Origin of the sequence: Vibrio sp. 10N.239.311.G01, from assembly GCF_041465805.1 — a bacterium.
GTDB classification, from domain to species: Bacteria; Pseudomonadota; Gammaproteobacteria; order Enterobacterales; family Vibrionaceae; genus Vibrio; species Vibrio crassostreae_C.
The window spans coordinates 252385-265186 of the sequence record NZ_JBFSRM010000004.1 but is presented as its reverse complement, the minus strand read 5'-3'; the positions used below and the strand labels follow the sequence as shown (position 1 = coordinate 265186).

Annotated in this window: 10 protein-coding genes and 1 pseudogene; 6 read left to right on the top strand and 5 right to left on the bottom strand. The window is 44.6% G+C overall.

Features of this window, described 5'->3' with window-relative positions:
* Window positions 1-248 (top strand): annotated as a pseudogene (locus tag AB6D06_RS05280) (IS4 family transposase); the annotation flags it as partial.
* A 101-nt stretch (window positions 249-349) separates the two neighbouring features.
* On the opposite strand, the gene AB6D06_RS05275 reads toward AB6D06_RS05280, so the two are convergent.
* Window positions 350-556 (bottom strand): hypothetical protein, encoded by a 207-nt coding sequence (locus tag AB6D06_RS05275; RefSeq protein ID WP_004734707.1) that lies wholly within the window; start codon window positions 554-556, stop codon window positions 350-352.
* A 127-nt stretch (window positions 557-683) separates the two neighbouring features.
* On the bottom strand, window positions 684-2087 hold the full coding sequence (locus AB6D06_RS05270; RefSeq protein WP_372099742.1) for a PLP-dependent aminotransferase family protein: 1404 nt from the start codon (window positions 2085-2087) through the stop codon (window positions 684-686).
* A gap of 218 nt (window positions 2088-2305) precedes the next feature.
* Here AB6D06_RS05270 and AB6D06_RS05265 point away from each other — a divergent pair, with 218 nt between their 5' ends.
* The 3 genes from AB6D06_RS05265 to AB6D06_RS05255 all read left to right on the top strand — a co-directional run bounded on the left by AB6D06_RS05265 (window position 2306) and on the right by AB6D06_RS05255 (window position 5789).
* Window positions 2306-2605: a hypothetical protein gene (locus AB6D06_RS05265; protein ID WP_017060414.1), complete on the top strand. Its 300-nt coding sequence runs from the start codon at window positions 2306-2308 to the stop codon at window positions 2603-2605.
* Between the two features lie 249 nt (window positions 2606-2854).
* Entirely contained in the window at window positions 2855-4396 is a 1542-nt protein-coding gene (locus AB6D06_RS05260) for an HD-GYP domain-containing protein (protein WP_372099740.1), read from the top strand.
* Between the two features lie 202 nt (window positions 4397-4598).
* Window positions 4599-5789, top strand: coding sequence for an amino acid aminotransferase (locus AB6D06_RS05255; RefSeq protein ID WP_017065416.1), 1191 nt, complete (start codon window positions 4599-4601; stop codon window positions 5787-5789).
* A 124-nt stretch (window positions 5790-5913) separates the two neighbouring features.
* Here AB6D06_RS05255 and AB6D06_RS05250 read toward each other — a convergent pair whose 3' ends face one another.
* Window positions 5914-6555 carry an outer membrane beta-barrel protein gene (locus AB6D06_RS05250; RefSeq protein ID WP_102333202.1) on the bottom strand — a complete coding sequence of 214 codons (642 nt, stop codon included), beginning with the start codon at window positions 6553-6555 and terminating at the stop codon, window positions 5914-5916.
* A 150-nt stretch (window positions 6556-6705) separates the two neighbouring features.
* Between AB6D06_RS05250 and AB6D06_RS05245 the strand changes: the two genes are divergently transcribed.
* Together AB6D06_RS05245 and AB6D06_RS05240 are read left to right on the top strand one after the other, a co-directional pair.
* A complete protein-coding gene (locus AB6D06_RS05245; RefSeq protein WP_048609207.1) occupies window positions 6706-8595 on the top strand; it encodes a DUF294 nucleotidyltransferase-like domain-containing protein in 1890 nt (629 codons plus the stop codon).
* A 5-nt stretch (window positions 8596-8600) separates the two neighbouring features.
* Complete coding sequence (locus AB6D06_RS05240; protein WP_372052352.1) at window positions 8601-9317, top strand: 3'-5' exonuclease; 717 nt, start codon at window positions 8601-8603, stop codon at window positions 9315-9317.
* A gap of 211 nt (window positions 9318-9528) precedes the next feature.
* Here AB6D06_RS05240 and AB6D06_RS05235 read toward each other — a convergent pair whose 3' ends face one another.
* Both AB6D06_RS05235 and AB6D06_RS05230 read right to left on the bottom strand, forming a co-directional pair.
* Window positions 9529-11418, bottom strand: coding sequence for a diguanylate cyclase (locus AB6D06_RS05235; protein WP_372109996.1), 1890 nt, complete (start codon window positions 11416-11418; stop codon window positions 9529-9531).
* Window positions 11419-11438: 20 nt separating this feature from the next.
* Window positions 11439-12587 (bottom strand): extracellular solute-binding protein, encoded by a 1149-nt coding sequence (locus tag AB6D06_RS05230; RefSeq protein ID WP_372109993.1) that lies wholly within the window; start codon window positions 12585-12587, stop codon window positions 11439-11441.
* Window positions 12588-12802 lie beyond the last annotated feature (215 nt).

The following is a 12802-nucleotide window of genomic DNA, read 5'->3' as shown; positions in this document are numbered from 1 at the left end:
TCTGCTTCAATTTAAAGGGAAATTACCTTCCTTATCAACTGAGTTTTAACGGCACGTTAGCTCATGTATCAGCGTTACTTGTAGGCTTACCTTATTCAACACCAGGCGCAATACCTCGTCAGCTAAAGGGGTTCCACAACATGGCTGAAAGCTTAATACTTGAAGGGCGAAGGGAAAGGACATTCCCTAGAAGAGTTAAACCCAGACCACAACGGTATGCTAAGAACAAAAATGCCGTTCACTCTTAAGTGAACGGCATTACCGCACTTGCGGAGGTTTTTTTATGTTCGGAATAAAACGAGACGACGGCTGTTTCTGCGTACTACCATCTGGACTCGTTATTCAAAAGCTAATCCACGTCTTGGTCGATAGCGTATTTTATTGCAAGACCGCAGATTGCCATCATAACGAATGGGATCGCGGCAGTGGTGTATTCCGCCCACGCCATATCAGCGAATGCTTTTGCCAGCAGTACGTGGCCGAGAATAAGCAGAAGCGCACACACAATAGCGACAATAATCAGCTTAACTTCATTTCCCATAGTCATTTTCAACATAACGGTATCTCCAATATTTGGTCTACCGTTATTGAATCACAACTCTTTGGTCAATTAGGCGTACAGTTACCCCACAAACAACCCGTACAGTTGGAATGATTGTCTTTTTTATGAGGGACTTAAGGTTTTACGAGTGCGTAAGTTGATGTGCCAGTTTGCCAAGCCAGATGAGCGCCTGTTCTTTCTCTTCTGTCAATTCATAAGAGAAGTTCAATCGTATCGCGTTATCCACTCTGCCATGCTCACTAAACAGATCGCCAGATGCAACGCTAATGCCTTGCTCGATAGCCAGTTGATGAAACTGTTGGCTGTCGAATTTTTCAGAAAAGCGAATCCATATCAAGTAGCCACCAGCCGGCTCTTCAATCTCTATTGAATGCGGAAAGTACTGCTTAATGACATCGATAAATCGCTCTTTCCTGACGACAAGGTTTTTACGCAGTTTACGAAGGTGATTGTCGTAGCTTTCATGCGTTAAGAAATGAGCGACACCAAGTTGAACAGGAGCGCTACTCGATAACGTAGAAAGAAGCTGTAACTTTTGAATCGCGTCGTTAAAACGCGTGTTCACAACCCACCCTACTCGATAACCAGGACACAAACTTTTTGAATACGACCCACAAAGCAAGACGGAATCGGTCTTATCGAAGGCCTTTAGTGGCTTCGGCTTATGCCCTTCGTAATAAAGATCGCCATACACGTCATCTTCAATAATGTAGGTTCCATGTTGTTCTGCAATCTCTACCACACGGCGCTTTGCCTGTTCCGACAAACTGGTTCCCGTTGGGTTTTGAAAAGTCGTCATCAGCCAACACGCTTTAACATCTTGGTTTTGTAGCGCGTTTTCAAACTGCTCTATATTCAACCCATTGATTGGGCAAACGTCCACTTCGATCGGGTTAAGCCCGAGCCTCTCGACAGCCTGCAGAGCACCATAGAATGCGGGAGACTCAATCACGACGTTATCACCCGACTTGGTGACCGTTTGCAGGCTCAAGTTGAGCGCCTCCATAGCACCCGACGTAATCACGATGTCTTGATGATTAACCGTGATCCCTTGCTGCAGATAACGCTGTGCGATTTGCCTTCTCAAGGACTCACTGCCCGGTGGTAAATTATTTATCACACTCGCGCCAGTCATCTTCCTACCCGCGCTGGCAAGGTTTCGAGTCAAGGTAGGTAACGGGAAAAGGTCGGGATCTGGGAATGCAGAGCCGAAAGGCATCACACCTTCGGCTGAACTCGACTTCAAGAAATCAAATAAGCGGTCATTAATGGCTTTCTTTTCACTAACGAGTGGCTGTGCGTAGTCAACGCCGTCCAGCCTTGGCGCTACAAAGTAGCCCGACTGAGGTTTAGCGATGATCCACCCTTCGCTTTCTAGCAACTGATAGGCTTGTAAGACAGTACTATTGCTGACGTTGTAATTTCGACAACTCATGCGTACCGAAGGGATCTTCTCTCCGGATCGCCACGTATTGTTGGCTATCTGAGTTCGAATATCCTTTGCAAGCTCTTCATAACGCGCCATCTAATTGTACTACCTAGAGAAATTCTGTGAGCCGGTGATTTTATCACTTACGCCAACAACTATTGCTGCTATCCATATGATCGCACCTAATTTCCACAATAGTGTGAATTGGTTCACAGATAACTTTGTAAGCTTTGCTAAGTTTGTACCCAAGGTAGGAGCTAAGTTGGCTTTCTACCTCAATAATTTGATGTAACCCAAAAACATGCGAGATAACAATGAAAAAAATAGAAGCAGACCAATTAAGTTATAAAGGAGAGTCAAACGGTGTTCACAGTTGGACAACACCGAGCGGTCAGCCATATTACTGGCACCCAGATTGGCTCCATATTGCTGAAGATGCGACAGGCTCACATCCAAAGCAAAAGATCGATGTCGAACAAGACCAAGCACCAACGGAAAAACACGCGGTGTCTGCTATTCTGAAACACATCAACCAATGGGCTGCAGACAAACTAGCGTCTCACCCTGAGATTGAAACCGGCTCAATCGAAGCTGAAATCAATCTCAAAAAGTAACGGGGTAAAGTAGATAGCAAACTCAATCACTCGCGATTCTAACCAGTACACAGACTGAATAGCCTCGAACCTCGACCGAGGCTATTCAAGTATCTTCATAAAAATGCTGCAATAACCCCCACCTAGCTAACAAATCTCTAACACAAACCAGTTTCTTGTATCAATCCACGAAAGCTATCGATAGAATTTCCGGTCTTATTCACGTCAGTTATGCTAATTATTCGCAATTCTAAAGTCGTGAATCAATGAATGCGTAAATCTAATAAGAATGAGAACAAAGGCTTACCGATGGATACTTCAAATTACAATCAATCGCTAACGACTAAGTTATACGTCATTGCTGGCGTGCTGTTTGGCACCTATGGCAGTCGGGTGTGCCCTATGCTCGATAGCTTAACGACGTTAGAGATTTTCACACAAGTCAGTATTGTGTTTATCTTATTATGGCTCGCACGTCGTTACCCATTGGCGCAACATACCTTGGTCAAGCAAGGCCGATTCGCGCAACTCGATACCCTGCTATTTTTTGCTGCAAGTGTGCCTTTCGCGCTCTACTACAACTTAAGCTATGAATTCACCATAGATAGTAATTTGAAGGTGCTGTTTGGCATGAGTCTATTCGGCTTCTTTACCGGAACCATTCTTCAATTGAATGCCAAGCTCAGCCAAATGGATAAAATGGAGACGACTGGACAATTCGACTTCCAACTGGTTGGTGAAAGAAGTTCACTGGTCAAGCAGATGATAGGCTTGGTTATCGTGCTTCTGGTAACACTGACGACTATGTTGACGATGATTGCTGTCAAAGACATCTTCTGGTTAGAACATAACCCTGACCGCTTATTGGATGGCACCGGCAAGATCAGCGTGATCAAAGAGTTTATTTATTTGGCTGTGGTACTGGGTGGCTACGCGATAACCATCATGACGCTTTGGAGTAAGCTAATTAAGCGTATTCTCCTAAGCCAAGAGCACGCATTAAACAAAGTCACCAATGGCGAGCAAGGCGTTCGCTTACCTATTTTCGGCTACAACGAGCTTGGATCAATGGCATCTATGACCAATACCATGCTTGATAGCCTTGAAACCGCGCAAAACGAAGTGAAAACCACACGTGACGTGGCCATTGTGAGCTTATCGGCATTGGCTGAATCTCGAGACAATGAAACGGGCGCACATATCCTAAGAACTCAAGAGTACGTCAAGGTGCTCGCACAAGAGCTCAGCAAATCAGAAACCCACTCAAGCTTGTTAACTCCAAACTACATCGAGTTGCTCTACAAATCTGCGCCTTTGCACGACGTGGGCAAAGTAGGTGTTCCTGATAGTGTGTTATTGAAGCCGGGCAAATTGACGGACGAAGAGTTTGAGATAATGAAAGGTCACCCCACGATTGGGGCTGAAGCGTTATCTATTGCAGAAAAGCAGTTGGGAAGTAGCTCTTTCTTAAGAGTCGCAAAGGAGATATCTCTGACTCACCACGAGAAATGGAATGGCAGTGGTTATCCTAATCAGTTGTCTGGTGAAGATATCCCGTTATCTGGCCGTTTAATGGCATTAGCTGATGTTTATGATGCGCTCATCTCGAAGCGAGTCTACAAGCCAGCCTTTACTCATGAACAAGCTAAACAGATCATCTTAGAGGGCAATGGGACGCATTTTGATCCGCAAGTTGTCCAAGCTTTTCTGGTCGTCGAACAAGCGTTTGTTTCAATTGCTGCGACCTACAAAGATGGCAAAAATGTAGCGAGTGAACTCGAGCGCGAAAGCTTTATTGCTCAACCAGCGTAATCTATTCAAAATCCACTAACTTCTTGCACCCTATAGGTTAATCCGTAGGGTGTTTTGTTATCAAATATCCTCTTTAGTCAATAAATCTGATTGAAATGGATTTTTTTTGGTCTTTCTGTTCACTTCGTATTGTCTTAAAAATTCCATACAGGTATAACTACCCATAGATACTATCCCCTCTCAATTGACATGGATGAAGATTATGTTTGAAAAAGTGTTAGCTGCTCCCGCCGATCCTATCCTCGGCCTTACTGAAGAGTTTAAAAAAGACTCTCGTGCAGAGAAAATCAACCTTGGCGTTGGCATCTACAAAAATGAAGATGGTCAAACACCAGTACTTAAAACAGTAAAGAAAGCAGAAGCTGCACTTCTTGAAAACGAAAAAACCAAATCTTACCTAACGATTGAAGGTACAGCTGAATACGGTCTAGCGGTTCAGAAACTTCTTTTCGGTTCAGACGCAGAGATCGTTGCATCTCAACGCGCTAAAACAGCACAAGCTCCAGGTGGTACAGGTGCACTTCGCGTAGCGGGTGAATTCATCAAGCGCCAACTGGGCGAAGTGAAAATCTGGATCAGTAACCCAACTTGGGCTAACCACAACGGCGTTTTCGCAGCTGCGGGTATCGAAACTGCTCAATACAGCTACTACAACGCTGAAACTAAAGACAAAGACTTCGCTGGCATGGTTGCTGACCTAGAGAAAGCTTCTGAAGGCGATATCGTTCTTCTTCACGGCTGCTGTCACAACCCAACAGGTATCGACCCAACAACTGAAGAGTGGGAAGTTCTTGCTAAACTGGTTGCTGAGAAGAAACTGCTTCCTCTATTCGATTTTGCTTACCAAGGTTTTGCAAAAGGCGTTGAAGAAGATGCTGCTGGCCTACGTATTTTTGCTCAATACAACAAAGAGATCCTTGTTGCTAGCTCGTTCTCTAAGAACTTCGGCTTGTACAACGAGCGTGTTGGTGCATTCACTCTGGTTGCTGAATCAGCAGACGTAGCAACGACAGCATTCTCTCAAGTTAAGAGCATTATCCGCTCTATCTACTCTAACCCACCAGCCCACGGCAGTGCTGTCGTTACTCACATCCTTGGTGATGCTGATCTACGTGCTGAATGGGAAGCAGAAGTAGCAGAAATGCGTGACCGTATCCAAGAGATGCGTGAGCTATTTGTAACAACACTGAAATCAGAAGGTGTTGATGCAGACTTCACATTCATTGAACGTCAAAACGGCATGTTCTCTTTCTCTGGCCTAAGCAAAGAGCAAGTAACTCGCCTAAAAGACGAATTCGCAATCTACATTGTTGGTTCTGGCCGTATCAGTGTTGCTGGTATGACTAAGTCAAACATGGGTCCTCTATGTAAAGGTATCGCTGCGGTTCTTTAATCGAAAAGCGAAACCTTTATTTGCAGACCAATAGATATGCAAAAGCCAGCAATCAAGCTGGCTTTTTTGTGTCTGCCTCTTTGTATATAAGAGCTATTAGGGCATGTAGCCTTTTCGTTACTGGCTAATACTCTAGGAAAAATTCCACACCTAGCTCGTTAGTACGTTCGCTACGAATTTTACCTTCACCATCTCGATGTTGGTATGACCCACCAATCGCAAACTTGTTGGTCACTAGATAACGTAAACCTAAGTGATAGATCTGTTCATCAAACAGGTCACTTCGATTCACTTGCACACTCCCGTTAGCTATCCAACGTTTCGCAAATCCATAGTTAAGCTCAGCTTTTACCCCTTGGATGAACTCGGTGTCTGAAGATTCAGTTCGGTTGGTGTCATTATCTTCAACCTTACCTTTCGTGATACCAAGCAGGTAGTAAGCCACTATATCTAAATCTTTCTTAATGCTGTAACGGTAACCAACACCTGGCATCAGCGTATCAATTCGAGTTGTGGTGTCATCAGGGTGAATGAAGCGTGCGCTGTAGTCTCCCAGCAGCAACCAATCATCCGTCATCGCGTAACTGACGCCTAATCCATAAGACGAGGCATTGTTATTACTGCCTGCATCTTCATTTAAACTGCCCGAATGCGCCGTGGCATAAATATGGTCGTAATCTAAAATATCCACCGCGTTAGTGTCCGCCCACAAACTTGGAGAAAACATAAAAACCGCAGATACAAAACTAAGCTTCCACTTCGACATTCCTATCATCCTTAAACTGTCACTCCATTAATTGAAAGGTTAGTCTATCCATAAGACTTTAAAAAGGTTTTAGCTCACAGATTGATTTGTGACGGCAAAATATTATCAAATGTTGTACCATGAAATCATACAAACCAATGGATGATCATTATGGATGCTGAGTTATTAGAGATTCAAAACTTTCTGGCACAATACCCCCCTTTCACAGAACTCCCTGAGGAGATGTTGGCGAAAGTGACCAGTAGCGTGGAAATTTCTTATTACCGCCAAGATACCCCTATCATTCACTTTGGTGATCAAATACATGACTTATACATCGTTCGAAGTGGCGAAGTCGAAGTCTATCGTCGTAAAGGCGAACTCTATAACCGCCTTGATGAAGGCCACTTGTTCGGTCAAATGGGCCTACTGACCAACAACAAGGTGCGTTTTCCAGTTAAAGCGACTGAAGACACCCTACTCTACTGTATTCCTGAGCCTATCTTCCAAGAGCTCTACGACAACTACGACTCCTTTGCCGATTTCGTAGAAGTAGAAGATAACGCGCGACTGCGCCAAGCCAACTCAGACAGCAACGACGCTAACGACCTAACAACATCCAAGGTTAAAACGCTGCTGACCAGCGAAGCGCCAATGATCGAAAAAACGCGCACGATTCAGCAAGCTGCAACCATGATGGCGCAAGATAATGTTTCCTCTTTGCTGATCATCGATCCAGATATCGTTGAAGATGATGAAGATGACTCAACACCCGTGATTGGTATCATCACCGACCGAGATTTATGTACGCGTGTCCTCGCCGAAGGTCTCGATCCTTCGGATGAAGTATCCAGCGTAATGACACCCGAGGTTATCTCACTCGACCATAATGCTTATGTATACGAAGCTATGATGACCATGCTTCGCTATAACGTGCATCATTTACCAGTACTTAAAGATAAGAAGCCGATTGGTATTATCGAAGCGACCGATATTGTTCGTTATGAGTCTCAAAACTCGCTGTTATTGGTAAGTAGTATCTTCCAGCAACAAAGTATCGAAGATCTGAAGGTGCTTTCCGAGCAAGTGAAAGACAGCTTTGTACGCTTAGTTAACGAAGATGCCAATGCCCACATGGTGGGTACTGCAATGTCGGTAATTGGTCGTAGCTTTAAGCAGCGAATTATCGAACTGGGCGAAGAGAAATTGGGCAAGGCGCCTATTCCTTACTGTTTCCTCGCACTCGGCTCTATGGGGCGTGATGAGCAGTTGCTGGTTACAGACCAAGATAACGCAATTATTCTTGATGATACCTACGACGAGAAAAAGCACGGTAAATACTTTGAGGAGCTATCGACCTTCATTTGTGATGGCTTAGATCAGTGTGGCTATGTGTACTGTACTGGCGACATCATGGCGACTAACCCAACGTGGCGTATGACTCGCCGCCAATGGGAAGAGTGCTTTGCCGATTGGATTGATGATCCAAACCCGAAAGCCCTGTTGAATGCTTCAATCTTCTTCGACTTAGATGGCGTTTATGGTCGCCTGAAATGGGCTGAGCAATTGAATAGCTTTATTGTTCGACGCGCACGTAAGAACAACCGCTTCTTGGCGTGTCTTGCACGTAATGCTCTTAACCGCACACCGCCACTCGGCTTCTTCAAAGATTTCGTGATGGAGAAAGATGGCCGCCACAACAACTCAATCAATCTTAAGCGTCGTGGTACTGCGCCACTGGCCGATTTGATTCGTGTTCACTCACTGGCGGTAGCCTCTCGTTCTAAAAACTCGTTCGAACGTTTAGATGACATTATCGACGCTGGTATTCTGCCGAAAGGCCGAGCTCAAGATTTGAAAGATGCGATGGAGTTTATCTCTCTGGTTCGTATTCGCCACCAAGCACACGATGTCGACAACAACATCGAGCCCGATAACAACATCGAGCCAGAGAACCTGTCTGACTTCGAACGACGTAACCTAAAGGATGCATTCCAAATATTAAGTAATGCACAAAACTTCCTTAAGTTCCGTTATCAAGCCAGCAACAAGTTTAAGTAGGGCCTATGAACAAACTATTCAGATCACCTGCGGTCGATTGGCCATTTAAGTTTGCTCAGAAGCTAGAACGAGCGAGAGACGAGCGCTTAAAGTACTTTTACAGCCAGCCTCTTCCTGCGCCTGATACGCCACTTTCAGAAGTGATGTTCTTGGCTGTCGACTTTGAAACGACGGGGTTAAACCCAAACAAAGACGGCATCATTACCATTGGTTTAGTGCCATTTACGCTCAATCGCATCTACTTGCGACAAGCCAAACACTGGACGCTGAGACCAAAACAGAAGTTAGAAGAAGAGTCTGTCGTGATTCATGGCATCACTCACAATGACATCATTGATGCGCCAGACCTTAGCGAAGTGTTGGGCGAGATCTTAGAATCAATGGCGGGGCATATCCCTGTGGTTCACTATCGTCGTATCGAACGTGACTTTTTGGACAATGCATTGAAAGTGCGACTCGGTGAAGGCATTGAGTTCCCAGTCCTCGACACGCTGGAGATTGAATCTCAGATCCAAAATAAACTGGCTGGCGGCTTGTGGAATAAGCTGAAAGGTAAGAAGCCAGCTTCAGTGAGACTGGGTCAGAGTCGTCGTCGATACCATCTGCCCGACTACACGCCGCATCATGCATTAACTGACGCTATTGCGACCGCTGAGCTACTCCAAGCGCAAATTGCTCATCACTTTGACTCTGAGATGCCTCTGAAGAGTTTCTGGCTCTAGCTGAGTTACGTAAGCTAAATACAAACACAAAGCCCATCAACTTTCCATTGGTGGGCTTTTTCATTTTTATCGTCTGTGTTTAAGCAACGGTTGGCCCGACTAAGCGCATTTCCCATAAGCGTTTAAACATATTATAACGTCACACCGCAGCAGTTCCGCTCTAATGGACGTCGAAAATCGTGATCGCTATTTGTCAGCGTGATTGGCATTATTACTTCCCAACCACAGACAACGTTTGGTAATAAAGACGCTTTTGCTGATACATATTCTCATCAGCGACTGAGAACAATTGCTCAACGTCTGTTGAATTACTAGAGGCTGCACCAATCGAGAATCTGACAGGAATAGAGATACCCGCTTTAGTCTCGATTGCCTGTTGCTCCTGAGCAATGTACAACTGCTCAGTCATCTTTGCGACATTGAGCGAACTCGACTCACCAGACGTTAAGGTAAGCACCGCAAATTCATCTCCACCCAAACGGTATAGATTACTGGCAGGTGTCAATTCGTGGCTGATTACGTCTACGCAGCGCTGTATCAGCTCATCCCCGATCTCATGCCCATGAACATCATTGGTCGTTTTCAAGCCATTGATATCAATAATGATCAAAGAAATCTGATTTTGATTGTCGTTAATGCTGCGTTTACTGAATTCGAGATCTTCATTAAAAGCTTTACGATTCAAACAGCCAGTCGGCATGTTAATCCGTGTAATATTTTCGAGCTCTAGCCAACCAGCTAACTGTTTTTGGTACATGTCAAAAATCAGAAGATCTTCTTCACTGAGGACATCAAATGAACTTGAACAAAAATACCCGATCGCCGTCCCCTGTGAGTCACAGAGTATCAGGTCAGCCTCGCCAGTCCGGTTAAAATTAAACTGAATCGAATGTTGAACAAGTAATGTCTTTAACTCTTGATCGACCATTTGAGGAATCAACCGATATTCAGCCGCGTGTCTTGATGATGCAAACTGAACGATCTTCAAAAGACGATGCTTCTGGGATTCTTCACGCGCGAGCGAATACGTTAACTTGCTGGTTTTCTCTTCAACTAAGTCCTCTAGCAGAACATTAAACCTTTCGAGTTTATCGTTGCTTTCGGTCAGTTCACGGACTTGGCATTGTATACGACCCCACATGGTTTCCAATAAACGACTCAGCGTGACGAACTCTGTAAAACGATGTTCATCCACACTATGAGTCGGTGACTGGTTATGCGAATACGACGTAACAGATTCAGCCAACAAGTTTAACTGCCCTGAGAACCAGCGGCTTAGGAACAGAGCAAACACAATCGAGATGGCAAGCGTCGCCACCAATATTCTGACAAAGACCACCTGAGCTTGTTGCATCTCTAATAAACGCTCACTGTCGGAAATATGATGTTTGACGTTCAGTACCAATTTGTCGGTAAAGAATGTGCTGTCGATAGAGATAATGTTCGCACTTTGTTCAGAAGATTGAGCATCCGTTGAATCAATATAGTTAAACTCAACCGACTCATTTTGATAAAGGAAAGGCGTCACTTTAGTCTTAAGTCTGTCATACCCCATAAGAACCACAAGATAACCCTGCGGCGTGTATGTAGAACCTTCTATCAAACGATAAGGTAAAATCGGCGCGACAAAAGCGATACCTGCAGCGGCATTATCCGCCACTTCAGTTTCGGTAAACTCGGTGTGGAACAATTTCCCTTGCCCATAAACCGATTGAGGACGCTTCAAGCTTTCTAATAACTGGCTCTGCTCAAAATGGTACAAGCTGCCTTTGCTGTCATAAATGGGCTTCCAGTTTTGGTCCAGAATATAAGTCGCGGACACACTCTCCGCTAGCGCATTGAAGCTATCCATCTTGTCCCAAACAACACTCGAGAAAAAGATATTACCACCCGCTTTAATCAATGATCGGTCATGCGAATACCATTGAGTTAGGCTCGCCGTCAGCTTAATTTGCTCTTGTACGGTTTGACGAATACCGGTCGTAGAGTTGTCCAGCTTGGTTTCTTTTTGCTCTAAAGAACTTTGGTTTTGTTTATTGAGAATCAACTGTCCCGCTAGGTAAACAGGAAGCATTGAGCAAGCCAGCAACACCAAGCCCATGGTGTATTTTAATGATAGCTTCAATCTCTTACCCTCATATTCGCCGAGTAATATTGAACAAAATCATTGTAAAACTTATGCAGTTCACTCTTTGGCATCCCTGACTTGTAACGCTGATACGCCCGAGCCGATGCCTCCCAAACGATCGCCATCTTGTAGTCACTCGACATCATTTGCGATGCTTGAAACTCATCGTACATATTTGAAAGTGTCTGGTTACCTTCCTCAACACGGCGTTGATTAACCTCATAAAACGGCGAAACCATGGCACTCGAGTGAGCTAAATAGGTGAAACTGTTTGATTGCAGGTATTGAACGACTTCTTTCAAAGCCAATTTCTTATCTGGGTTTTGCATGCCTTTTTCCGTGACAGCAAAAACCTTTGCGCCACTAAATGAAGACATACTTTCACCACGATAGGTCGGCAACGAATTGATGTACAAATCTCGACCAAAGGCGGCATCGAGTTCGCCGAACGCCCAATCACCGTCAATCAAAAACTCGACTTCCCCATTGATGAACCTCTGCCTCGCGCAAATATCGCTGCACGATGATTCGATGACTTTTTTCTGCTGCAACATGTCGATGAAATCAAAGATAGCAACTAACCCTTCACCATTAACATTCTTCGACGATAATAAGTCTTCAGAAAAAAGCTGATAGAAAGCTAGATAGAAGTACATGTTTGGATTGGGAAAAAGCACGCTCACTTGATCGGACTGAGCAGAGCGTTCAATTAGGCTCTCCCATGTCACGACTTGCGCTTGAGGCTTGCTCGAATACAGAACGACTTGGTTTCCAATACCAACCGGTAACGCCTTAAGCTCACCGTTGATGACCACTGCATCGAGCGCTTTTTTCTCATAGCGTTGGGTATCGACCCAAGCATCAGGAAGCGTCGCTAAATCGATATATTCAGTTAGACCTAAGAAGTCAGAAGGAACCCAGATGGCGTCGGGAAAGGTATTGTCTCTAGGATCAGCAACAAGCAGTTCAGAACGAATACTGTTGACGTCAAACGAACGAATTTCTACACGATGATCAGTCACCGCTTCGATATGTTCTTTTACATAATCGGCCGTTTCATAATTAATACCAGCCCATATTTCAAGTGTGGACGAACAAGCAACGGCCGGAAATAGCATCGCAAATAGACTCAATAACCTCACACTTGGTTCCTTGTGGTAAAAATTAGACGTTGGATTTTAATCGCCCATCAATAAACCGGGCGATGCGGCTTATCGCTCACTGCTCATGATTAGAGACCTAGCTTTGGGCGACACGTTATATAGTAAAAAGTGCCTAAATAACAGTTGATACTCTCGCTTTAAGAGAAAGGTCTGCTCATTCTGATACATCCGTCATATCTCTGGATGACTGTTCT